Consider the following 22,042-nt stretch of genomic DNA (forward strand, 5'->3'; position numbering starts at 1 on the left):
TATTCTTAAAGACCAATTATTTTATATACTGAATTTTTATCACATCGCCAGAATACATAGGTAAGTCAGTTGCACTATAAGTAATTGTTACGGTATCTGCTGTTACTGAAAAATCAGTTCCAAATCTCAATTTAGCCCCATTTCTATAGACAAATAATTTAGCAGTAGTACCTGATGTTAGTGTTGGTAACCCTGTAACTGTTATATCCACATCAGCTGATGCGTTTGTGCCTTGTGTATATTCTACTCTAATACCACTTACAATGTCTTCTGCTAATAATTTTCTAACTTCACCTGTAGCTTCATCTCTAACCAATAAGGTCCATCCTGAGGTCCCAATTGTTGTTCCATCAGCAGAAACTCCTGTTTCTTGGATAACTCCATCTAGTACAAATTCATCACCAGAATCTAAGGTGAGTTTAAATTCATTATCTCCTGTTTCAATATTTGTATTTGAGTTTAAGGTACCACCAAGTTGCCAGGTAGTAATAATACCTCCGTCAGGAGCTGTATCAGTAAATGTTGTTAAACCATTTGCTGTTTGAAGATATTTGATTGTACCTTTATTGTCTATTACTTTAACAGAACCATTTGTACCTCCAAGAGTAACAGCAGATTTTTTTCCAATATCAGTAGTAGTTTCTTGCGCATGTAACATACAATTTGAAAGTATAAATGTTAATGCCATTCCAAATTTTAAAATTCTTGTTTTCATTTTAATTCTTTAAATTATTATTGGTCTTATTTATTTAGTGTAATTGAACAATTCTTATTTCATCACCCTCAAAGCAGATGGCTTCAGGATCTAATTCAATAGTTGTGTTATTTATAATGTTGAAGTCAATTTTAACGCCGTTTCTATAAACATCTATTTTATTAGCATCTGTAATATTTAATGAAGTTGTAAATTGAATTTGATTAGTATCAGCAATAATGATTACTTGTTCTTGATTTATAACGCTATCTGTTGATTTTAATATACCTGTAGTACTATCTAATATGACAATATTATCTGTGTTAGCATCATAGGTAACATTTTCTAGCCCTACTATTGAAAGTGTATTAACACTAGTTGTAGTTATTACTGTAGGTTGAATCATATTTCCTCCTAATTGAATAACATTATTGTTAAGTGTTAACCCATTATTGGCTATAATATTAGGATTAACTTGCGACCAATCAGAGCCATTAAATGTGTATAAATTACCAGTAATTTCATCGACATAAATATCACCAGCTAATGGATCAATAATACTATCATCAGGTGCTCCTGTTCCTCGTCTAGGATTAATATTTATAGGTAGCCAATCTGTTTCGTTCCAGATGCTTATAATATTAGTATCAGTATTAAACCAGATATCACCTATAGTATTTTCTGAGGGTGCGGTTGAAGCAGAAGTTACGTTAGCCTCATCACAAAGACTTTTCCATGAACTTCCATCAAAGGTATATACACAATCAAAATCAATATTATATACTATTGCTCCTGGTAAAGGAGATAAAGAGTTCATTTGAGTATTAGAGATTCTGGTTATTACAAAAACTTTATCTTGACTTTCTAATTCTAAAATTGATGTTATATCTATTAAGAAGGATTATCACCAATTTTTACTTGAGTGTAAACAATTGTTGTGGAAAATAGAGTAATAACAAATATCAAAGATTTTAAACTCTTAAAACTCATAAAGCATCATCAAATAATTAATTTGTATGAAGTTGGTTAATTATTAAAGTAATTTTTGGTTGAATTTATGGTAAAAAGAAAAAACGTTCTAAATGGTGTTATAAGTGGCTTTATAAGGAGATAATTGTTAAAATTCTTTAATTTTAACTAACGTTTTTGATTCTATTTAAAAAGAGATAACTATACCCAGTTATCTCTTTTTATTTGTTTAAGTTCTTGTTCTTGTTTAATTTGTTCAATTCTGATGTGATCAGGTATGCGTTCATTTGCATTGTACTTTGGTAAAGAAATTTCTTTTGTAGAACGCAGGTTTTGCGTTGGGATTTCTTTTGTTTTTTCGTTGTTTAACGCATTTTTTTCTGAGTTATTTAGATGAATAGAATAGTAAACTCTTTTAGTTTTTTTTCGTAGAAAAGGTTCTTTTAGGTCATTTCCTAAATAATCTGTAACCTTTATGAGTTGTTTGTCTATAAGTTCTTGAATACCGTTGGTAACACTTCTATTTGATAGTCCAGTTTTTTCAAATTGTGAATGCGATATCCAATCACGTTTTTTGACTTGACCATTAACATCTCTCCACCCTAATACGTTTCTTATAATTTTTAAATACACTCGCAAAGCAGAACCACTTAATAATTTGATTTGATGATCAAAAACGATATTTGGAACAGGTGTAGTATTATTCAGCTTCATGACTACCAAAATCAATGACTGGTAAATTATCCTTATGGTTAGGAAATATCATAAAGTCTGTATTTGGCTGTTGGTAGAGCTGTAAAAACCAACCACCATTTTCAGTGATTTTAATCACACCTACTTTATGATAGATATGTTTATTATTAACGGGTTTGTTTAATGTTTTACGTGTGACAACATTATAAAATTTAGGCATACTAAAATTTAATTTTATGTACTTTAACCTTAGGGTAATACCCAATAAACTTATGATAATTTTTAATTTGTGTCGCATAAAGGGTATTTTACGACATTAAGGTTTCTTTTTTAAAAGGGCATAGCCCTTTAAGAAATTATGTCATATCCTTTACTACAACAAGGTAGTAACTTAAATACAAAGTATGAACTTTATAAATCATTAAAAACATCTAAAGTTTATTTATAGTTGAAAGTACTAAATATCATTATATATCTAAAGCTAACAAAAAACAACCCATAAGGATTGTTTTAAGTAAACTGTAAATTTGATGGTGCAAATTTCGTAAGATAACGTCTTGCTACATCTTCATACCTTTTTTTAGATAGTTGCATATATTGAAAACTAGATTCTGGTTTAACGTGTCGCAGTAGTGCACTTACATCTCTAACACTACCACCTTGATCTAATATAAAATTTGCTTTACCGTGTCTAAAACTATGTGGAGTGAGATGCTTATCTAACATAGCTAAATCTGATAGTTGGTTAATCCATCTTTGGATGCTTCTAGGAGTAAATACTTTTTGAGTTTTTGGATTTATAAGCAAGTAATTAGAATCTGTATCCATGCATAGTCTAATACCTAAATATCTGTTTAACAAATCGTTAGTTTCGGTTCCCCAGATTACGAGGTTATACCTCATACTTTTTCGGGTTCTTACTTTTGCAGTTCTTAATCCATCTTTACCCTGTTCATTGATATCAGAAATTTTAATATCTAAAAGTTCGCTTAATCGCATACCTGTATCCCATAACAAATGAATAACTAATTTCTTTTGTAAATCTTGTAAGTTGTAAACTTTTAATAAATCACTCATGTCACGTATATCTTCTGCTGTAACAATGTCCTTGTCAGCACTTATGTAACGAATAGGAATAATTTCTTTTGGATTAAAAGAACTTTCACCTCTACCATGCCAAAACCAAAAGAAATTTTTTAGCACTCTTGCAGAATATGCGATTGTGTTAAGACTGTAGTTTTCCTCTAAACTTCTATGAAAGGCGATGATATCATCACCATTTATTTCAGATAAGTTTTCTTTGTTTTTAATAAAGTTTTCAAATTGATTAAGTCTAATCTTATAAGTTGTATAAGCTGAACTTGTATGTGTTTGTTTCCATTCTAGATAAATCTTTATAGCGTTTTTTATAGTCATAATCATAAAAGACCCGCCAAAAGGAAATCTAGCGGGTCTTTTATATACCCCAACCAAGTAAATACGTTTGAGGTAAATAAATAAACACGCGTTGTTTCCTTTAATCTTTTTTATATACTAAAAAAATATCAGCATACAAAAAGACGAGGCTTTCGCCCAACGAGGTTTCTTTGTATTTAAGTTACTGGTAATAGTATAATTCATAAATTAAAAATTAGCAAGGGGTAAAACCCAATGCTTTTCTCAACGGTTTCTTTTTCCTGAAATATGTTATAATGGTAGTAAGTTGAGTGTAAAAAAGACCTTATTAAGATTTCTAAACTGTACCATAACTTTAAAATAAAGCAAGAGTTCTTTCCGCAGTAGATACTACTGTTACAATTCAATAGTTTATTCCTTCTAATTGTTCTTCCTTTCTTATGTATTGGCATCATTCTCTATTGTATGACGTCAGTTACTTTGCACGTACTAATTTCCGAACAGACAAAAAGCTCTTTGGTATTAAACAAGCCGATAGATTATTTCATTTTTATTGCTTTGGAAAATCAGGTACAGGCAAAACGTCACTATTAAAAACCCTTATGCTGCAAGATGCCGAAGCTCATCGTGGATTCGCCTTTGTAGATGTTCATGGTGACGCTTCTCGCGAGATTTATGAAAAGCTCAAAGATCGCTTTGTACAGAGAGACATTATCTATTTTGATGTGACGAATCCCGAATTGCATTTTGGATACAATCCATTAAAACGAGTCTCGTCTTCAAAAAGGTCACTAGTAGCTTCTAATATTTTAGAAATCTTTCAACGCAATTGGAAAAGTGCTTGGGGAATGAAAATGGAACACATCTTACGAATGATTTTGCTAACCTTATTGGATCAGCCGAAAGCCAAACTCTCGGACATCCTAAAACTTTTACATGAGAAATCATATCGAGATGCCTGTTTAAACCATATTCAAAACCAAGATATCAAAACCTTTTGGTTGAAGGAATTTCCGAAGTATAAACCGAATGATTTGTTACCTATTATGAACAAGCTTGGAGGCTTCTTAAGTCACAAAATTGTTCGGAAGGTACTTATTGAGAACCAAGAGCAATTGTCCTTGAGATCAATTATTAATAAAAAACAGATATTGATTATTAATGTTTCTAAAGGACATGTAGGAGCAGACGTTGCCAATATTCTTGGAGGTTTACTGCTTACTTCCCTTGCCTCGGCATCTTTTTCACGAATTGATATTCGAGAGGAAGACCGAACTCCTTTTTTTCTATACATAGATGAGTTTCAAACCCTAACAGGAACAGAACTCATTGCCGAACTTTTGGCGCAAGTACGAAAGTTCAAAATTGGATTGGTTTTAGCGAATCAATTTCTCTATCAGCTTGATCCCCAAGTTCGCGCTAGTGTTCTTGGAAACGTAGGCACCATAGTCGCCTTTAGACTTGGAATTACGGATGCTAAATTGATGGCAAAAGAATTCTATCCAATTTTTAAAACTGAAGACTTTATATCGCTAGCCAACTATTCTATTTACTTGCGCTTAATGATTGATGGAAAACCATCAACTCCTTTTAGCGCAGATACCATTCTCTAATTTTAAACCTTTATTCAAATGAAAACAAAACAGCTTGCAACTCAATTATTGAGTTGTGCAGAAATAGAATTGCATTACAAAAGACCTTTGTTTGATTCCATGGTTTCTATTACCCAACCAGAAGATGCTGTTAAAACCTTAAGACAATTTATAAATCCAAATACTTTGGATTTAAAGGAAGCATTCTGGTTGCTAACATTAACAAATTCAAACAGATTGATTGGTGTTTCTGAAATTACTACAGGAACAACCAAAGGTGTACAAATAAGTCCAAAACTTATTTTTCAAATTGCTTTAAAAACAAATGCTGTAGCTATTATTGTTGCTCATAATCACCCATCAGGAAAATTAAAAATTTCTGAAAGTGATAAAAAAGAAACACAAAAGCTAAAGCTATTAGCCGATAAGATGGAGATAACCTTGTTAGATCATCTCATCATTACTTCAGAATCCTTTTTGTCCTTTGCTTATGAGCGTGAGCTCTAGCTAACCTACTTTATCAAACTTTATTTATCACTTCCCCATTATGCCTAAAACACCCATAACCTACTATGGAGGTAAGTTGAATATGCTTCAACATATCCTTCCTAATATCCCTGAACATAAAATTTATACGGAGACTTTTTTTGGAGGTGGTGCAGTCTTTTTTGCTAAAGAAAAAGCAGAATCAGAAATCATAAATGATACCAATGCAATGGTTATCAATTTTTATGAAGTCTGTAAAACTGACTTTGAGAATCTTAAAGCGAAGATTGAAGCCACCACCTTTTCAAGAGCTACGTATTCAGTCGCTTGGACTATATATAGAATGCCACACTTGTTTAACAAATTACAACAAGCTTGGGCGTTTTATGTAGCTACCAATATGGGATTTGGGTGCAGGATTGGGTCTTGGGGATTTGATAAATATAGTAAACGAGTAAAAGCATTTCAGAACAAGAAATTGCAGTTTGATGGAACCATCTTCAGACGCTTGTCCAATGTTCAAATTGAGCATACTAACGCATGCAAAGTTTTAGAACTTTATAATACTGATGATGCTTTCCATTATATTGACCCACCTTATATCAACTCCAATCAAGGACACTATGGTGGTTACACCGAAGCAGATTTTGAAAAGCTGTTAGATACGCTTTCCAATATTAAAGGAAAGTTTCTGTTGAGTAGCTATCCTTCAAAAATTTTGGATGCTTATATCCAAAAAAATGGTTGGTACACCAAACAGTTTTCAAAACCTCTTACTGCAAAAAAAGCTATTGCTGGAAAATCCAGAGACAGTAAAAAAACAGAAGTTCTTACTGCAAACTACCCTTTAAAATAAACCGAATTATTAATCCGCATCCAATAGATGCACAATACAATTACATATGAAACGAGTAATCGATAAAACCGTTAACCTCGATTTGGTTGGCGTAAACGGAAATGCCTTTATGATTATGGGTGTATTCCAAAGACAAGCAAAAAAAGAAGGCTGGAGTACTTCTGAAATTGAAATGGTTTTAGCGGAGGCAAAGAGTGGCGATTATAACCATCTTTTAGCCACCATAGAAAACCATTGTGAACCTAAAGATAAGGAATCATGACATTAAGAGAAAAACGTCGCATACTTATCTTTTTAGAGTTGCTCGCAGAACGATTCCAACAAGACAAAAAGCAAAGTATCACACAAAATTTATTTAAGTATTTCACTCGTGAAGAGCTTAATGATTTAGTGATGTGGCTCTTCCCAGATTCTTGGTCACTAGAAGTCCTATCCTATAAAACCGATGAAGAGTTATTGGATATTATAGGAAACGACTTAAACGTACTGCTTTACCAAGTTGATAAGCTAGAGCAGTCCATTATTGCTTACCCAAAATTAGAGCAGGAAGAAGTGGATGGTTTTTTCCAAAGAACTCAAAATGAAATTCACTATTTAGCCAGTAAACCAGTCGAGGAGTGGGATAGTTATGATGTTTCAAACTATCGTTCCCTTTTACTGAAAACAGGAACTACTAAAAAAGTGTTTGGCATTTTCACTAGTGATGTACTAGCAGAAGATGTATACGCTGTTACAACAAAACCTTCCTACTTTTTTGATACCAAAGAAGAAGCTGAAGCTGAAATTGAAAACATAGTATCTGAAGGGCAATTTTCAAAAGAAGAATTGGTCGTTCATAAACTATGGTTACTACAATAATTATTTTTTTAACCTTTAAAATTCAATACAATGAAAGATGCAAGTATCGTGGATGTTTTGATAGAAAATATCAAAACAGACCAAGAGCTTCTAGAACAAACTGAAGTGCAAATTGAAAAAGCAAAAGACGAGAAACGTGAAGTCGTTGCACGCTTAAAAGATTATCGTAAAGATGTATCTGTTTTACTTAAGTATGCCGATGATGAACGTAGAAAACAAATTGAGGAATTAGGATTTGATTTTTCTGAAACTGAAAACGGATTAAACCCTGTAGCCAGTTTGGTTTTAGACACTATTGTGAAAGCAAAAGACAATCAGTTAACCAACGCTGAATTGTACGATGCTTATTCTAAAACCGTAAAAAACGAAAATGAGCGTCTAAGTTATACAGAGTTCAACATAAAATGTCGTTCCCTGTTTAATACGCAACGTTTACTTCGTAAAAAAGGCAAAGATCCAAAGTCTTCAAAAGATGATGTGATTTCTCTAAATGGGAGAGTAGAACCTTCTTCTAAATAAGTTATGAAAAAGGATAATTTTTTAGACGTGTTTGATGACCAACAAAAGGCAATAGACCATGCCATGTGGTTAAACTTTAAATATCGTATTGCAGGTATTGCCTTTGGTGTCATTCACGGACCGGAAGATAACTGGGCGGTATGCGAACAAGCTACTGCCAGCGAGATGGAAATGACGTTTTTGGATATCTTGCCAATAAATTATTCAGAGCTTAGTTATAAGCAATTGGATGTTATAAGGCAAGATCAAGAGCCACTTCCCTTTTGGGATGCAATAGTGGGTTTGGTTTCTACTGCTGATGGAGAAATTTTACGATTTATTTTAGAAAATAAAATACCATTAGATAAAATAATACGTCATGAGCTTGCACTACGAGGGTTTGATAAAAACCATCGTTGGTGTGGTTTTGATAAAGCCAGAGAAATTTGGCTTTAAAATTCTTAATTTAATAAGCAGTTTAACCAAAACTTTGTTATGGTTAATTAAAATTGAATTATAAAAGCACATTATATAATGTGCTTTTTTTAAATGCTTTTAAGCAATTTTAAGTTTAATTATGTTGAGTTATTTGTTATGCGATATTTACTTTCTACAAGTCAAATACTCAAATACCTTAAAAGAGTGCTTTTCAACTTCAAATTACGGATCCAAAAGGTATATCTATTTATTACATAATAACGCTACTTATTACATCGCATTAGTATAATTAGCTCATGTTAGTTTTATTCAAGCAGCCAAAATAGTTTTGGCGTTATTTTTTAATTTAAAAACAAATTTTATTATGAAAAACTTAGAATTTAGTCAAATGGAAAACATTAATGGTGGTAATGCTTCAAGTACAGGTTGCCAAATAGCCGCAGTAGCTCTTGGAATTACCGTTATAGGAGCTATGTTATTTCCTCCCGCTGGTTTAGCCATTGCATTTTTTGGTGCAAGTGCTGGATTAAATATTGCTGGGCAAATTGCTAATGGCTGTGGAGAAATTCCGCAATAATAATTATTAATTACTCTGAGTTACTATAAATAGTAGCTCAGAGTTCACTTAAAAATTAAAAAATGAACTTGAAAAAATTCACTAAGATAGGATTAACAATTGGAGCAGCTTTACTAATTGTTTTATTGATGCTCAATTATAGTAAAAACGAAATAGAGACATTGCCAACAATTTTATTAATTTCAGGATTAATTCTATTTATTGTAATGCTTTACTACAATACAAGATCTTGATTAATATTCTAAATAATGTTAGAAAAATATTACTTCCTTATTTTAACGCTTATTTCAATCTTGTTTAGCACTATTTCAAATGAACTTTTAAACTCAGATGCATTGTTAATTAATTCTTTAGCAGAACAATTTTCTTATAAACAAATTGAAGAAGCTTTGCTTTTTCAAAAAAGATGGGAGTGGGTCAGTTTCGTAATTTTACCATTAATTCTTCTAATAAAAATCTCAATCATCTCTGCCATTTTAGATGCAGGCTGTTTCTTTTTCGGCAAAGAAATTAAATACAAAAAACTATTTAATATAGTGGTTAAGGCAGAGTTTGTCTTTTTATTAGTTATAGTTTTTAAAACTGCTTGGTTTTATTTTTTTCAAACCAGCTATACTTTAGAAGATTTACAATACTTCTATCCATTATCAGCCTTAAACATTATAGGCTATAAGGGTTTACAACCTTGGTTTATCTATCCGTTTCAAGTACTCAATTTATTTGAGCTGGCGTATTGGTTTATACTAGCTTACTTAATTGGTAAAGAGTTAAACGAAAATACAGATAAAGGTTTGTCTATTGTAGCAAGTAGTTATGGTGTTGGTCTTTTAATTTGGGTAGTTGGTGTTATGTTTTTTACTTTAAATATGAGTTAATGTATATGAAAGATTTAATAACACCAAACTTTACGATATACCATAAGAGACAGCAAAAAAGACTTAACTTATTGCAAGGTATTGTGTGGCTTTTACTTGGTGTCATTGGTTTATTTGTAAACAAAGAGCATTATTTTTTTTATGGCTATATAGCTCTAGGCTTTTTTCATCTGTGGGCATTTTTTCAAGATAAATATAAGGGTTACATAAGTGTTTTTAATGGTATACTTAAAACACACTACAACCCTTTTTTTAATAAGCAAATTAATCTAAACGAAGTTAACAAGGTTATAAAATTAAGTGATACTCGTCTACTAAAAACAAATAGTGAGGAAATAAAGATACACACATCATTAATTTCTGAAGAATCAATGCAAAAGCTAAATGAAGTAATAGATGTTATTAACGAAAGAGTTAAAACCCAAAATTTAACCCAATGAAAAGTGTTTTTAAAAAAGCGGTTGCTATTCTATTATTAGTATTGTTGGCTTATTTGGTTTACAGCGTAGTTATTGGCATACAAGAAAAAAATCAAATAGCCAAACAGTTGCAAACCATCCCAGAGTTTGAGTTTTTAACTTTAGAGCAACAGCCATTTACCAAAGCAGACCTAAAACCAGAGAAAAATACCATTTTCATTTACTTTAACACCGAGTGCGATTTTTGCCAACACGAGGCACAAAGCATAAGTGATAATTTAGAAAGCTTTAAAGAGGTACAATTCATGTTTGTATCCACAGAACCTATTAACACTATTAGGCAATTTTCAGAACAGTATAATTTAAACAATAAACAAAACATTACATTTTTATATGATAACCTTAATACTTTTTCTAGTCGATTTGGTGCTGCATCTATTCCTTTTATCCTAATCTACGATAACGAGCAAAAGCTAATTAAAAAGCACAAAGGGCAACTTAATGCCAAAGGCATTTTAAGAGCATTACAATACAATGAGTAAAGCTATCAAACTGTCGCAAAAGCACTTACAACAAACCTTTACACAACAGCACGACCAAAGCGATTGTGGTGTAGCTTGTTTGTTATCACTTATTCAATTTTACGGTGGTACAAACAATTTAGAAAAGCTACGTGAGTTAAGCGGTACAACCAAGCAAGGCACTACACTTTTGGGCTTATACCAAGCGGCAAACAAGTTAGGGTTTATTGCACAAGGTAACGAGGCAGATTTACAAGCTGTAATAGACCACAATGAACCTCTAATACTTCATGTAGTTATTGAAGAACGCTTGCAGCATTACGTTATTTGTTATGGTTACAAAGATGGTGAATTTATCATTGGTGATCCTGCAAAAGGCATTATAAGCTACACCAAAGAAGAGTTAGAAGCCATTTGGAAATCTAAAACCTGCTTAACACTTGCACCAAACGAAAATTTTGTAAAAACAGAAACCCAAAACCAAAACAAAAAACAATGGTTTTTAAAACTGCTTAAAGAAGATTACCGTTTAATTTCTTTTAGTGTATTGTTGGGTATGGGTATTGCTATTCTCGGTATGGCAATGGCAATTTTCTCTCAAAAGTTAATAGATGATATTTTGCCTTCAAAAGACTTTAATAAACTCGTTACAGGTATAGCTTTAGTAGCTTTTTTGTTATTAATTAGAGTGTTGTTCACAGCGTTAAGAGATTATTTCTTAATTCGCCAAACCAAAGACTTTAACAACCGTATAGTCGATAGTTTTTATATGTCTTTACTTAATTTGCCAAAACCCTTTTTCGATACTCGTAAAATTGGCGAGCTTGTTGCAAGATTAAATGATACACAAAGAGTTCAGCGTGTAATTAGCCAGATTGTAAGCAATGTCGTTATCAATGCTTTAGTTACCATCGTATCTATAGGCCTTTTGTTTTACTATTCATGGCAAACAGGTTTAATAGCTTTTGTAAGCCTGCCTTTCTATTTTATGCTTATTTATAGTTTTAATAAAAGGATTATCAATGCACAAAAAGAAGTGATGCAAGGTTATGCCTTTAGTGAGAGTAACTACATAACTTCAATGCAAGGTATAGCCACAATCAAAAACAATAACAGGCAAACCATATTTCAAAAAATCAATCAACTAGTCTATGGTAACTATCAAGAGAAAGTCTTTACTCTTGGTAAAATTAATGTGCGTTTATCTATTTTTTCTGGTGTTTTTAGCGTGTTGTTTTTAATGGGTATTTTAGTTTATACATCTATACAGGTTTATAACGAAACAATGCTGTTAGGTGAGTTAATGGCTGTTTTGGGTGTTGCTGGGAGTTTATTGCCTTCTGTTGCAAGTTTGGCTTTAATAACTATTCCTATTAACGAAGCCAAAGTAGCTTTTAACAGAATGTACGAGTTTGCATCAATGGATAAAGAACAAAAAGGAACGGTTGAAATTTCAGATTTTATTTCATTAGAAATTAAAAACCTTTCTTTTCGCTTTGCTGGTAGAAGTCAATTATTAAAAGACATAAATATTAACGTCACTAAAAATGAGTGTATTGCCATAGTAGGTGAAAGCGGAAGTGGTAAAAGCACATTGGGTCAGATTCTGCAAAAATTTTATACACTAGAAAATGGTTTAATACTGATTAATAATAATTACAATCTTGCTGACATAGAAACTAATTGTTGGCGAACTATTTTAGGCGTTGTACCACAAGAGGTTACAATTTTTGGTGGTAATGTCATTACAAACGTACTTTTAGGACAAGAAGATTCACTCGAAAATATAGTTAAATTTTGTCAAGATTATGGCTTTGAAGATTTCATCAATTCATTACCACAAGGCTATGCCACAATACTTGGTGAAGAAGGTATCAATCTTTCAGGCGGTCAAAAACAAGTTATTGCATTAATGCGAGCCTTATACAAGAAGCCAAAAGTTTTACTATTGGATGAGTTTACTTCTGGGATGGATAGAAAAACAGAACAGTTTGTTTTAGAGTTATTAAAAAAACTAAAGTCTGAATTAACTATAGTTTTCATTTCTCACAGATTACATTCCTTACCAAAAATTGCTGACCGAATTTATGTTTTAGAAAACGGAAATATATCTGACTTTGGAAACCACGAAAGACTTATGGAATCACAGAATTTTTATAGTGATTTTTGGAGAGATTTAGCAATCATTAGTTAGCAGGATTCCATTAAGCAGGATGAAGATCCACTTCCCTTTTGGAGTGCATTAGTCGGTTCGGTTTCAACTGCTGATGGAGAAATTTTACGCTTCATTTTAGAAAATAAAATACCTTTAAATAAGTTCATTAGATACGAACTGGTACTTCGAGGGTTGATAAAAATCATCGTTGGTGTGGTTTTGATAGAGCCAGAGAGATTTGGCTCGAATAATAATTAAAAAATAAAACGCCATTTTATAATGGCGTTTTTCATTTTGCAATAAACGAACGATTCGAAAAGCATTTTTAAGCTAATTAAAAAGAGTTTTTCTAATAAAGACTATGCTTCCCAAATAATACTTAGTGTATGTTTTCCATTTATCAAACAGTGCTCATAAAATGGTTTTTCAGCTTGTGTATCCTTCCAAATATTAAACCAATCCATAGCAAAGACTTGTTGAGTATTATTAAACTTTCTGCCTAAACAGAAATATTCACCTGCTACTGTATCTTCAGGTAACTTGTCCTTACCGTGTTTTAAATATTTAAATGGAAAATCATCTGACGACCAATACCATTTGATTTTGTTATCAAATGCATAAACAACCATGATAGGGTGAGAGCCAATTGAGCAAAATCTTAAAGCAGTAGCAGAAATACTTGTACCAAATTTTTTAGCTAGTTCTTGAATTATTCTGAATTCAAACTTTTTTCTAAAACAGTAGCCACGAAATCTTGTTTCTGGCATTAACAAGCATGAGGCAAAAAAATCAGCCTGTCTTTCAGCTCTATTTTTACTTTTGAAACCTGTAACGGAGCAGTGACTTGGGGAAAGCCCAGAAATTAATGCATTGCGATGATCATCAATGAAGTAGTGACCTAATTCATGCCCAAAAGTAAATCTAGCTCTTTCAGAGTAAGCATGCTCTAATTTGTCAATATTAATGTAAATGTGAAACTTATTATTCTCGCATTCTAATAATCCATCAAATGCATCTAAATAATTACCAAAACTATAAGTGATTTGTTTTTTTTTAGCTATGATTATAGGGTCGATTTGACTGTCTGGGAAATAAAAATCTGAAATATCACTGGCTAAATCATTTAAATTAACTACATCATATTTAGAGAGAAAATCACTTTTGTACATCCTTTTTATCCTTATTCATTCTTTTTCTTATTTCCCCCGTTATCTCTTTTCCTTCTCTTGCAGCCATAGATAATGGTTTAACAGAGCCATTTTCTAAATGATTATCATTCAGGGAGATAATCTTATTTTGATTGATGTTGTCTTTTTCAATGATATTATCAATGGATGACCACTCACTTGGCAACTCATAATTTTTATTAAACTTATTTTCAAAAGCTATGACTTCTTCTTCCGATAATGGCATAGCATATCCATATTTCTTTAATAACTCACCTATATCTTTATTGCTATTTGTTTGCATTTTATTGAATTTTAGTTGTCTTTTTTGTTACTTCTTTAATTTGCTTTTTGACACGAGAAATTATTTGTCGAATATTATCCCAAGTTGTGTTAAACATAGACTCCATTAACTTTATATTCTCACTTCTCATTTTTTTTCCTTCCTCATAAAACTGAAAATAAACCCTTACAATGTCTTGTTTTTTTGGTTCCAGATTAGCTAAAATACCATCCAGAACATTATTCTTTTTTTTCAATTCATTTTCTAAAATTTCATATTCATTAACCTCTAATTTGAATAGCCAATCGTTGTTAATGTCATCAACTTTTGGTGTCTCATTATTTAAATATGATTCATTAGCTTTTAAATACTCCAATGTTTTGTAGTATGCAATTGTAGATAAGTATGCTTTAAAACCGGAGTCAGGTGATTTATGCTTTTTGGGATTGAATTCCCATGCTAAAGGATTGTTCCAAAGATGGAAAAATACTTCATTAAGTATTGTTTTAGCAAATTCTTCTTTATGCGACTTATAATAGATATTTTTTATTATCACATTATACAGAAACTTTCTAAAATGCTCATAAATAATAGAAAAAGAAGTTCTAGCTTCTTTTAAATGTGCCTCCTTTTCGGAAATAATAAGTAAATGAAATTCTATATCCATAATCACTATAATGATATGTGTTTTCTGTGACAAATATTTTTTGTCACACTTTGTTCATATAAATATAACGCCCCAAAAAAGATTGAGGCATTAATAATTTTAAAATATACAAAATTTTATTAAGATGGCAACAAATGGAAAAAGAGGTGATAACCGAAGACATGGAGCAGTTAAAGGACGCTCACAAGTAAAAAATCCAAAAACTAATGTTTGGGTAAAACGTGATACAGAAACAGGACGGTTTATGGATGGTAAAACCTCCAGTAAAACTCCTTTTAAGGGTGTAAGAAAAGAAAAATAAATACTGATAACATGACGAATTATTTACAATTAATAAACAGCTTAAGGCCTATAGATGTGATTGTGGCTAAAAAGAGGAGCGGTATAGGACGCATTTTAGATCACTATGTAGTTCATCTGGGGAACGGGTTTTTTGTTGGTAATCTTAAAGGCTCTGTGAAACAAATTTCTCATTTTGAGTTATTGGAACTTCTTAAGGAATATGAGCCGATTAGAGTAAGACGATTTAATGGTGATCAATTACAAATACAACAAGCTATTATAAGAGCAAGACAGAAACTTGGACATAAATACAGCTTTCTGGGTTTTAACTGTGAACATTTTGCCAACTGGGTGCAATATGGAAAAGAATCCAGTAGTCAAGTTTCTAATGGTTTTTTAATCATTGCGGGATTAGCAACACTAAAATTTATTGCAAGTAACAATGGAGAGAGATAGGTTAAAGTATACCATAGGCAGGTTTGACCATTATTTTGACAGTGTAAACAATAAATCAGCGGTTTACATAGCCATAAATACCTTCATTACAGGAGGAATCATAGTGTTATTAACACAGACCACATTGGTTTGTGAAATGTCAGGGTTTGGAAAATTCTGTATTGGTCTTTTATTACTTATAGGAATTATTAGTTTAATTATTTTATCGCTAGCTAGTATTCCATTTTTTTCAAAAAAGCCAGATTCCCTCTATTATTTTGGTTCAGTTTCACAAATGAAAGAATCTGAATTTAATAAAACATCAGAAGAATACTCCAAAAAAGATGAGTTAAAAGATTTAAGATCACAAACTTATATCCTTTCAAAAGGATTGACTAAGAAGTTCACAAGGTTAAAATTAGCCGGAATACTTCTTGTTGCTCAATTTGCCTTGTTGCTCATTATACTTTTAACAATTTTAATTAATTCATAACACAAATATCATGAACATTTTTGACCCTTATTTAGACGTTATAAAAAAAGCTGTAGATAAAGATCCTAAATACAGTAATAGGTTTTTTAGTGACTCACCAGATGAAGATTATGACTTGGGATATATTCAAGATCTTAGAAGTGAACTTCCTGGTTTAGAGAATCTTAATGAATCCGTACAACTAGTTAAAGGACATGGAACTCCTACCATAACCAACCTACCTAAACTAGGACACCATCCTGACTTTGGTCATTTAAGAGGTACTACTAATACTGAAAAGCATTGGATAATATCAGGATTTATTGATGTGCAAAAAAGTACCCAATTACATAACCGATTTACATTGGCTACAGTTGCTTTAATTACAGAAGGTATAGTAAAAGCATCTATATTCGCTGTTAACCTTTGTGGCGGTTATGTGCATAGAATTCAAGGTGACGGCCTTATGGTTTACTTTGGTGGGAAAAATATCGAAAAAAGTCAAGCCACAAGGGATGCTTTAAAAGCCTTTTCAATGATATCATATTTTGTTAAGAATGACCTTAAAGATTATTTTGAATCTAACGGCGTTAAAGATATTTACACAAGGACTGGAATTGATTTAGGTCATGATAATCAAGTATTATGGATGTATTCTGGGTTAGGTGAATCCGGTGAAGTAACAACCTGTAGTTTACATACTAGTTTAGCCCCTAAAATGCAAGCGACAGCTTTAAGTAATGGTATTGTTGTGGGACAACACATTTTTAATCAACTATCATCTACTGAAAAATATTTTAAACAAAAACCTAAACCAATTTGGGATCATGAAGATGGCAGATTTTATAACCACTATGATTTTAATTGGGAGAGATATTTAGTTGATAATGATTTTGCAAAGCAAAATATAGATGGTGATTTAATTTTAAATATTGGGGATTCAATAAAACCAACACTTAACCCAACATATTTAAGTCCTATTGCTAAAACAAGCAAACCATACTTTAAAACTCAATGAAAAATCAACTAATTAAAGATTTAAATAACTTTTTAGATACGTATTATAATTTTAGTGTCAACATAGATAAAACGGATGATAGCTTTCTAGTTTTAGATGGAGTTATCGATGTAATAGACACTAATGGAGATTTTTGGAATGATTATGATGTAAGAATAGTTATTCCAAAATTAGGATATCCTCATGTTGTTCCTGAGGTCTATGAATATAGTACTAAAATTGAACGTGATGATGATTTTCATATTTCCAAAAAAGGACAATGTTGTTTAGATATACATCATAAATTAATGCTTGAAAAAAGAAGAGGAATTACTTTAATAGGTTTTTATAAAAAATATATATACCCATTTTTTGCAAATCATCAATATAAAATTAAAACTGAATCCTATGCAGGTGAAGAATATAAGCATGATGTTGATGGAGTAATACAGTTTTATGAGGAGGAATTTAATTTAACCGATTTCGAGTTAATTATAAAGTATTTAGAATGTTCTTTAGGCATTCTTAAAACGGAAAGGAACAAACAATGTCCGATTTGTGGCAGTCCGAAATATAAAAAATGCTGTCGCATAATTGTAGAAAAATTAAAACTTTTTGGAAAAGAAATACTTAAAATAGATTTAGAAATTTTTAAAAGTAGGATTTTAAATTCTTCTGAAATCGAACATTAAATTCTTTAATTTTATCTTATTTGTTTTAAAATACGAATTACTAATTCAAAGGAGTAATTTTGATCATTTATAAAGCTTAAGAAATTTGACTCGAAGATTTATAACTTAATAAATATATCTAATACAAACTTTGTTTTATAGATACACTATAATTGAATAATAATAAAAAGAAAAGCACATTTTAATAATGTGCTTTTAAAATTTTTGAAAAAAATATTTTATTCATAGAATTTAGAATAATTACTATCGTTCTAAAAAAGGTATGTTTTTGTAATAATAATTTTGGGTTTGTCTAATTATAGAGATGTATTAGCTGATTTGAAATTTTGTTTACCAATTATCACATTTATTAACCGCTTATTACTTGAGGTATTAGAATTAAGAGTTTGTCTCATAAATTTGAATAGGAATATTTACATTTCAAATTTACACACACATTAGTTGAAGAGAACATTTCTTCACAAAGTTAATAGCACACACATTTACAAAATGTTTTAATCAACTAGTAAAAGAGCACCCAAAAGTGCTCTTTTTTTAATTATTATATTTTCTAGTATTTAAAATTTTTACCGCTTATTACTTAGTTTTTTATTGAAATTAAAGTGCAGTATATCTTTAATTTATGAATAAAATATTTATTGAAGTTGATAATTGGGAATTTTTTTTGTTTTCAATTATTTCATTTTCATTTTTAACTTTAGGAATAACAAATATTGATTCTGATTGGTCATCTACGAATATTTTCATAGGAATTTTGATACCAATAATCATGTTAAGTAAAATATATTGGTTTAAAAACTATGTTTTAGTTATGAAGAGGTTTCTTTATGTAAGAATATCTTACTCTAAAGGAAATCTTATTAAAATTAGTAATATAAAAAAGATTAGTTTTCAATTAAATAAGTTAATTATAACAACTAAAGATAAAAGGGTTTACATTTTTAATGTAGAACAGATAAGTAAAAATGAATTATCAAATCTTAAAATATTTTTTAATCAAAAATTAAATTTTGATTAAATGGTATAACAAGATAATTAAAATAATTATTGCTAAAGTCACCTCGGTAATGCTCATACTAATTCTCCAACAATGCCTGTGTTTGATTCTTTTTATTTTCATACTAATAACTGTTTTAAAGTTGGATTCTTAAACAATTATAAAAAGACAAAAACTTAAAATTAAAAATGAAGTAATAAGTGGGATAAACAGTTTATGTAATTATTTACTGGTAAAACTGATTATCTTTACATATGTTTTTGAAATTTGGTAGTTTTGAATCTTGTTAGATAATATTTTTCTACTTTACCTTTTTTAAAAAGGAGATACAAACAATTCTTTTTGGTTAATATTCTTTTTGGATACAAGTAATACATCCAAACATTACAATGAATGTCATTATAAGAAATGCCAAGTTTTTGAGTAAGCTCATTTTTTGTTAACCCAATTAATTCATTAAAATTACTGATTGGCAAATTGATAGAGTTAAAATCATTTTTTTTTGAATGAAATAGATTAAAAAACATAGTCTAGTTGTTTTTTTAAAAAAAATCAAAAAACCTTTCTTCTCAATATATGAGTTAATAAGTGGTTTTATTTTACAATAAATGTTATTTTAAAAGATGTTTTTTATTTAGTAAACCATAGTTATTATTTATCTAATTAAAACGGAATAGATGTTACTTATTTTAACCACTTATTACTTTAAGTATTAGATTTAAAAAATCAGTTTTTAAATTTGATTATGCCATATATAGTAGGTTATATTCATGGTAGATTTGGGGCAAAAAAGCGAGTTTTATAACTCGCTTTTTTCATTTTAAAACTACAATTACTACGATTATTTTAATAATAAGCACACTTATTACTTCATATAATCATTTATACATATTAAAATATAGATTTGAAAGTGGTATTATAATTCACCTATGTGTTCTAATTTTAATTATTATTACATTTTATTGTTTTGGACTTGTTTTAGTTATGCTCAAAATAACTTAACATATAAAGATTTTAATCAGATAGATTTAGAAGACCTTAATACAGAAGGTCCTGTTGGTGAATTAATGATGAAAGCTCATTTACACACCAATTTAGATTCCACATTATATTTTATTAGCAAAGCTGAGTTACTAGCTTTCGAGTCTAAGGACACACTATTACTTCCCTACATAAATTATCATTATGGCTTTGCTTATTTCAATAAACAAGACTATTTACTTTCTGAAGAATACTTAAACAAATGTATAGAATATGGTTATAACTATAACCTAAATGGTATGCTGTATGAAAGTTATAATTTACTAGCCCTTATAAATAAATACCAAACCTATTACAATACGGCATTAGATTATTTTAAACAATCCCTGGTTTATGCACCTGCTATCCAAGACAGTTTACATCTTAAAATTAATATTGCAGGCATTTATTTAGACACAGATAATAAAGAAATGGCAAAACTCTATTTAGATGAAGTAATAGAGTTTAATGCCAATTATGCTAAGCAGTTAGATTCCTATTGGCTGATATACGCCTATTTAAATTATTCTAAACTACTAATACCCTATACCAATCAATTAAATTATTTGTTAAAAGCTAAGACAACTGCAAAACGTTTAGATGACAAACACTTAATATTACAAACTAATATACAACTTGCGCAATTTTACTTAGAAAACAAGGAATATGCATTAGCACTCAAGGAGAACAAACAAAATATTAAAACAGCTAAAGCATATAAATTTACCGATGTCTTATTAAGAGCACAATTAATAATGGCACAAATTAATAGTGAATTAAATAATTATGATAAAACATTAAAGCACCTCGATACATTAATGCAGTATGAGTATCCAGATTGGATGCAATTTGAAATTAATAAATTAAGATACACCAACTTATATAATTTAAACCATAAAGACCAAGCCTTTAATATTGCAATACAGCAAATTAGCTATCTGGATTCCCTACTAAAGGTTAGTGATAATAAAGCTTATGCTGAATACGCCAAAAAATACCAAACAGAAAAAAAGATTAAAGAAAATGAACTGTTAAAAAAAGACAACCAAATACAAGCACTAACCATATCTAGAGAAAGAACAAAAAGTTATTTGTATGGCTCATTAGCTTTTATTGTCCTAATTTTTAGCTTAGTTCTACTACACAGATATATAAATAAACAAAAAGTAGCACGTATACTTAGTGTCAAGAATAATGTAATTACAAAGCAAAATCAAGCTTTAGAAATTGCCAATAAAACCAAACAAAAGTTTTTTTCTATTATTGCTCATGATCTTATAAATCCATTTAATGCAATTCTTGGTTACACCAACATTTTGCAAAACGATTTTGAAATTCTTAGTAACACAGAAAAACTTCAGATTATTACAATAATCAACAATTCCTCTAACCAAAATTACACTCTAGTTAAGAATCTTCTAGATTGGGCGAGAACACAACAAGATGCTATTGTATTAAATAAAACTGATTTTTCTCTAAAAAAAACTATAATTCATATTGTAGAAAATTATAACATTCTTTCTAGAAATAAAGAGATAAATACAATTATTAAAATAGATGAAAACATTAAAGTATATGCAGATAAAGATGGTTTTAAAACAATAGTATCTAACATATACAGTAATGCAATAAAATACTCAAATAAAAATTCCAGTATTGTTATTTTAGCAAATTGTAATCAGTATGCAACTAAAATTACCATAAAAGATGAAGGTGTAGGTATGTCTCAAGCGCAAATTAATAACCTCTTTTCCATAGCCACAACACATTCAACCAAAGGTACAAGTAATGAAAAAGGAACAGGTCTTGGCCTATTAATTTGTAAAGAGCTTATAGAATTACACTGTGGTAATTTAATTATAAATAGCAAACATGGTAAAGGCACAACACTAACAGTTTCATTTCCAAATAAGCCTCATTAAAACACTTATTTCTTTATTAAGCCATTTATTACGTAAAAACTTCAATTATAGAATATAATTGTTTACATTAACATCTAAAAACT

At 30.2% G+C, this 22,042-nt stretch carries 28 protein-coding genes; 20 read left to right on the forward strand and 8 right to left on the reverse strand.

The features are described from left to right. Window positions 1-16 precede the first annotated feature (16 nt). The 5 genes from FHS04_RS04100 to FHS04_RS04120 form a co-directional block, all read right to left on the reverse strand. Window positions 17-715, reverse strand: coding sequence for a hypothetical protein (locus FHS04_RS04100; protein ID WP_106680449.1), 699 nt, complete (start codon window positions 713-715; stop codon window positions 17-19). A 34-nt stretch (window positions 716-749) separates the two neighbouring features. Further along, window positions 750-1,511 (reverse strand): hypothetical protein, encoded by a 762-nt coding sequence (locus FHS04_RS04105; RefSeq protein ID WP_106680447.1) that lies wholly within the window; start codon window positions 1,509-1,511, stop codon window positions 750-752. A 353-nt stretch (window positions 1,512-1,864) separates the two neighbouring features. Further along, window positions 1,865-2,377 carry a hypothetical protein gene (locus FHS04_RS04110; protein ID WP_106680445.1) on the reverse strand — a complete coding sequence of 171 codons (513 nt, stop codon included), beginning with the start codon at window positions 2,375-2,377 and terminating at the stop codon, window positions 1,865-1,867. After that, complete coding sequence (locus FHS04_RS04115) at window positions 2,364-2,654, reverse strand: hypothetical protein (protein ID WP_106680443.1); 291 nt, start codon at window positions 2,652-2,654, stop codon at window positions 2,364-2,366. The genes FHS04_RS04110 and FHS04_RS04115 overlap by 14 nt, the downstream gene beginning before the upstream one ends. 212 nt (window positions 2,655-2,866) lie before the next feature. Then, the gene (locus FHS04_RS04120; RefSeq protein ID WP_181256142.1) at window positions 2,867-3,772 is read right to left on the reverse strand and encodes a tyrosine-type recombinase/integrase; all 906 of its coding nucleotides are present in this window, start codon (window positions 3,770-3,772) and stop codon (window positions 2,867-2,869) included. Window positions 3,773-4,191: 419 nt separating this feature from the next. Between FHS04_RS04120 and FHS04_RS04125 the strand changes: the two genes are divergently transcribed. The 13 genes from FHS04_RS04125 to FHS04_RS04185 all read left to right on the forward strand — a co-directional run bounded on the left by FHS04_RS04125 (window position 4,192) and on the right by FHS04_RS04185 (window position 13,065). Further along, on the forward strand, window positions 4,192-5,364 hold the full coding sequence (locus tag FHS04_RS04125; RefSeq protein WP_106680439.1) for a type IV secretory system conjugative DNA transfer family protein: 1,173 nt from the start codon (window positions 4,192-4,194) through the stop codon (window positions 5,362-5,364). 18 nt (window positions 5,365-5,382) lie between these two features. Continuing rightward, window positions 5,383-5,850, forward strand: a complete 468-nt coding sequence (locus FHS04_RS04130; protein WP_106680437.1) for a JAB domain-containing protein — start codon at window positions 5,383-5,385, stop codon at window positions 5,848-5,850. 40 nt (window positions 5,851-5,890) lie between these two features. Next, window positions 5,891-6,685 carry a DNA adenine methylase gene (locus FHS04_RS04135; RefSeq protein WP_106680435.1) on the forward strand — a complete coding sequence of 265 codons (795 nt, stop codon included), beginning with the start codon at window positions 5,891-5,893 and terminating at the stop codon, window positions 6,683-6,685. Between the two features lie 46 nt (window positions 6,686-6,731). Further along, entirely contained in the window at window positions 6,732-6,947 is a 216-nt protein-coding gene (locus FHS04_RS04140) for a hypothetical protein (RefSeq protein WP_106680433.1), read from the forward strand. Between the two features lie 38 nt (window positions 6,948-6,985). Further along, the gene (locus tag FHS04_RS04145; RefSeq protein WP_146131314.1) at window positions 6,986-7,543 is read left to right on the forward strand and encodes a hypothetical protein; all 558 of its coding nucleotides are present in this window, start codon (window positions 6,986-6,988) and stop codon (window positions 7,541-7,543) included. Window positions 7,544-7,573: 30 nt separating this feature from the next. Beyond that, the gene (locus FHS04_RS04150) at window positions 7,574-8,062 is read left to right on the forward strand and encodes a hypothetical protein (RefSeq protein WP_106680429.1); all 489 of its coding nucleotides are present in this window, start codon (window positions 7,574-7,576) and stop codon (window positions 8,060-8,062) included. 3 nt (window positions 8,063-8,065) lie between these two features. Next, window positions 8,066-8,497: a hypothetical protein gene (locus FHS04_RS04155; RefSeq protein WP_106680427.1), complete on the forward strand. Its 432-nt coding sequence runs from the start codon at window positions 8,066-8,068 to the stop codon at window positions 8,495-8,497. 346 nt (window positions 8,498-8,843) lie between these two features. Then, window positions 8,844-9,056 (forward strand): hypothetical protein, encoded by a 213-nt coding sequence (locus FHS04_RS04160; RefSeq protein WP_146131313.1) that lies wholly within the window; start codon window positions 8,844-8,846, stop codon window positions 9,054-9,056. Between the two features lie 62 nt (window positions 9,057-9,118). Then, a complete protein-coding gene (locus FHS04_RS04165; RefSeq protein WP_181256141.1) occupies window positions 9,119-9,289 on the forward strand; it encodes a hypothetical protein in 171 nt (56 codons plus the stop codon). A 15-nt stretch (window positions 9,290-9,304) separates the two neighbouring features. Further along, entirely contained in the window at window positions 9,305-9,931 is a 627-nt protein-coding gene (locus FHS04_RS04170; RefSeq protein ID WP_106680423.1) for a hypothetical protein, read from the forward strand. Between the two features lie 5 nt (window positions 9,932-9,936). Beyond that, a complete protein-coding gene (locus FHS04_RS04175; protein WP_146131312.1) occupies window positions 9,937-10,371 on the forward strand; it encodes a hypothetical protein in 435 nt (144 codons plus the stop codon). Further along, window positions 10,368-10,892 carry a peroxiredoxin family protein gene (locus FHS04_RS04180; protein ID WP_106680419.1) on the forward strand — a complete coding sequence of 175 codons (525 nt, stop codon included), beginning with the start codon at window positions 10,368-10,370 and terminating at the stop codon, window positions 10,890-10,892. The genes FHS04_RS04175 and FHS04_RS04180 overlap by 4 nt, the downstream gene beginning before the upstream one ends. Next, entirely contained in the window at window positions 10,885-13,065 is a 2,181-nt protein-coding gene (locus tag FHS04_RS04185) for a peptidase domain-containing ABC transporter (protein ID WP_106680417.1), read from the forward strand. The genes FHS04_RS04180 and FHS04_RS04185 overlap by 8 nt, the downstream gene beginning before the upstream one ends. A 320-nt stretch (window positions 13,066-13,385) precedes the next feature. Here the strand turns inward: FHS04_RS04185 and FHS04_RS04190 are convergent, their stop codons facing one another. From FHS04_RS04190 to FHS04_RS04200, 3 genes are read right to left on the reverse strand one after another with little or no spacing between them, the layout of a single operon-like run. Next, complete coding sequence (locus FHS04_RS04190; protein WP_106680415.1) at window positions 13,386-14,195, reverse strand: ImmA/IrrE family metallo-endopeptidase; 810 nt, start codon at window positions 14,193-14,195, stop codon at window positions 13,386-13,388. Further along, window positions 14,182-14,496, reverse strand: a complete 315-nt coding sequence (locus FHS04_RS04195) for a hypothetical protein (protein ID WP_106680413.1) — start codon at window positions 14,494-14,496, stop codon at window positions 14,182-14,184. Before FHS04_RS04195 ends, FHS04_RS04190 begins: the two co-directional genes overlap by 14 nt. Before the next feature lies 1 nt (window position 14,497). Next, window positions 14,498-15,142: an RNA polymerase sigma factor gene (locus FHS04_RS04200; RefSeq protein WP_106680411.1), complete on the reverse strand. Its 645-nt coding sequence runs from the start codon at window positions 15,140-15,142 to the stop codon at window positions 14,498-14,500. Between the two features lie 124 nt (window positions 15,143-15,266). Between FHS04_RS04200 and FHS04_RS04205 the strand changes: the two genes are divergently transcribed. The 7 genes from FHS04_RS04205 (at window position 15,267) to FHS04_RS04235 (ending at window position 21,959) form a co-directional block, all read left to right on the forward strand. Beyond that, a complete protein-coding gene (locus FHS04_RS04205) occupies window positions 15,267-15,443 on the forward strand; it encodes a hypothetical protein (RefSeq protein WP_181256140.1) in 177 nt (58 codons plus the stop codon). Window positions 15,444-15,454: 11 nt separating this feature from the next. Then, window positions 15,455-15,880 carry a lecithin retinol acyltransferase family protein gene (locus FHS04_RS04210; protein WP_106680409.1) on the forward strand — a complete coding sequence of 142 codons (426 nt, stop codon included), beginning with the start codon at window positions 15,455-15,457 and terminating at the stop codon, window positions 15,878-15,880. Continuing rightward, complete coding sequence (locus FHS04_RS04215) at window positions 15,867-16,352, forward strand: Pycsar system effector family protein (protein ID WP_106680407.1); 486 nt, start codon at window positions 15,867-15,869, stop codon at window positions 16,350-16,352. The genes FHS04_RS04210 and FHS04_RS04215 overlap by 14 nt, the downstream gene beginning before the upstream one ends. 10 nt (window positions 16,353-16,362) lie before the next feature. Further along, a complete protein-coding gene (locus tag FHS04_RS04220; protein ID WP_106680405.1) occupies window positions 16,363-17,349 on the forward strand; it encodes an adenylate/guanylate cyclase domain-containing protein in 987 nt (328 codons plus the stop codon). Continuing rightward, complete coding sequence (locus FHS04_RS04225; protein WP_106680402.1) at window positions 17,346-18,020, forward strand: SEC-C domain-containing protein; 675 nt, start codon at window positions 17,346-17,348, stop codon at window positions 18,018-18,020. Before FHS04_RS04220 ends, FHS04_RS04225 begins: the two co-directional genes overlap by 4 nt. Before the next feature lie 622 nt (window positions 18,021-18,642). After that, window positions 18,643-19,038 carry a hypothetical protein gene (locus FHS04_RS04230; protein ID WP_106680400.1) on the forward strand — a complete coding sequence of 132 codons (396 nt, stop codon included), beginning with the start codon at window positions 18,643-18,645 and terminating at the stop codon, window positions 19,036-19,038. A 908-nt stretch (window positions 19,039-19,946) separates the two neighbouring features. Next, window positions 19,947-21,959, forward strand: coding sequence for an ATP-binding protein (locus FHS04_RS04235; RefSeq protein WP_106680397.1), 2,013 nt, complete (start codon window positions 19,947-19,949; stop codon window positions 21,957-21,959). The last annotated feature ends 83 nt before the right edge of the window (window positions 21,960-22,042 follow it).

The organism is Mesoflavibacter zeaxanthinifaciens subsp. sabulilitoris, assembly GCF_014191595.1.
GTDB lineage: Bacteria > Bacteroidota > Bacteroidia > Flavobacteriales > Flavobacteriaceae > Mesoflavibacter > Mesoflavibacter zeaxanthinifaciens.

Bases quoted from the DNA above. Each gene is read 5' to 3' on its own strand.
- FHS04_RS04220 (WP_106680405.1), top strand. From the start codon at position 16,363: ATGAACATTTTTGACCCTTATTTAGACGTTATAAAAAAAGCTGTAGAT.
- FHS04_RS04205 (WP_181256140.1), top strand. From the start codon at position 15,267: ATGGCAACAAATGGAAAAAGAGGTGATAACCGAAGACATGGAGCAGTT.
- FHS04_RS04125 (WP_106680439.1), top strand. From the start codon at position 4,192: ATGTATTGGCATCATTCTCTATTGTATGACGTCAGTTACTTTGCACGT.
- FHS04_RS04195 (WP_106680413.1), bottom strand. From the start codon at position 14,496: ATGCAAACAAATAGCAATAAAGATATAGGTGAGTTATTAAAGAAATAT.
- FHS04_RS04150 (WP_106680429.1), top strand. From the start codon at position 7,574: ATGAAAGATGCAAGTATCGTGGATGTTTTGATAGAAAATATCAAAACA.
- FHS04_RS04230 (WP_106680400.1), top strand. From the start codon at position 18,643: ATGAATAAAATATTTATTGAAGTTGATAATTGGGAATTTTTTTTGTTT.
- FHS04_RS04110 (WP_106680445.1), bottom strand. From the start codon at position 2,377: ATGAAGCTGAATAATACTACACCTGTTCCAAATATCGTTTTTGATCAT.
- FHS04_RS04225 (WP_106680402.1), top strand. From the start codon at position 17,346: ATGAAAAATCAACTAATTAAAGATTTAAATAACTTTTTAGATACGTAT.
- FHS04_RS04165 (WP_181256141.1), top strand. From the start codon at position 9,119: ATGAACTTGAAAAAATTCACTAAGATAGGATTAACAATTGGAGCAGCT.
- FHS04_RS04120 (WP_181256142.1), bottom strand. From the start codon at position 3,772: ATGACTATAAAAAACGCTATAAAGATTTATCTAGAATGGAAACAAACA.
- FHS04_RS04180 (WP_106680419.1), top strand. From the start codon at position 10,368: ATGAAAAGTGTTTTTAAAAAAGCGGTTGCTATTCTATTATTAGTATTG.
- FHS04_RS04115 (WP_106680443.1), bottom strand. From the start codon at position 2,654: ATGCGACACAAATTAAAAATTATCATAAGTTTATTGGGTATTACCCTA.
- FHS04_RS04215 (WP_106680407.1), top strand. From the start codon at position 15,867: ATGGAGAGAGATAGGTTAAAGTATACCATAGGCAGGTTTGACCATTAT.
- FHS04_RS04185 (WP_106680417.1), top strand. From the start codon at position 10,885: ATGAGTAAAGCTATCAAACTGTCGCAAAAGCACTTACAACAAACCTTT.
- FHS04_RS04140 (WP_106680433.1), top strand. From the start codon at position 6,732: ATGAAACGAGTAATCGATAAAACCGTTAACCTCGATTTGGTTGGCGTA.
- FHS04_RS04100 (WP_106680449.1), bottom strand. From the start codon at position 715: ATGAAAACAAGAATTTTAAAATTTGGAATGGCATTAACATTTATACTT.
- FHS04_RS04130 (WP_106680437.1), top strand. From the start codon at position 5,383: ATGAAAACAAAACAGCTTGCAACTCAATTATTGAGTTGTGCAGAAATA.
- FHS04_RS04155 (WP_106680427.1), top strand. From the start codon at position 8,066: ATGAAAAAGGATAATTTTTTAGACGTGTTTGATGACCAACAAAAGGCA.
- FHS04_RS04175 (WP_146131312.1), top strand. From the start codon at position 9,937: ATGAAAGATTTAATAACACCAAACTTTACGATATACCATAAGAGACAG.
- FHS04_RS04235 (WP_106680397.1), top strand. From the start codon at position 19,947: ATGTGTTCTAATTTTAATTATTATTACATTTTATTGTTTTGGACTTGT.
- FHS04_RS04190 (WP_106680415.1), bottom strand. From the start codon at position 14,195: ATGTACAAAAGTGATTTTCTCTCTAAATATGATGTAGTTAATTTAAAT.
- FHS04_RS04105 (WP_106680447.1), bottom strand. From the start codon at position 1,511: ATGAACTCTTTATCTCCTTTACCAGGAGCAATAGTATATAATATTGAT.
- FHS04_RS04135 (WP_106680435.1), top strand. From the start codon at position 5,891: ATGCCTAAAACACCCATAACCTACTATGGAGGTAAGTTGAATATGCTT.
- FHS04_RS04200 (WP_106680411.1), bottom strand. From the start codon at position 15,142: ATGGATATAGAATTTCATTTACTTATTATTTCCGAAAAGGAGGCACAT.
- FHS04_RS04170 (WP_106680423.1), top strand. From the start codon at position 9,305: ATGTTAGAAAAATATTACTTCCTTATTTTAACGCTTATTTCAATCTTG.
- FHS04_RS04160 (WP_146131313.1), top strand. From the start codon at position 8,844: ATGAAAAACTTAGAATTTAGTCAAATGGAAAACATTAATGGTGGTAAT.
- FHS04_RS04210 (WP_106680409.1), top strand. From the start codon at position 15,455: ATGACGAATTATTTACAATTAATAAACAGCTTAAGGCCTATAGATGTG.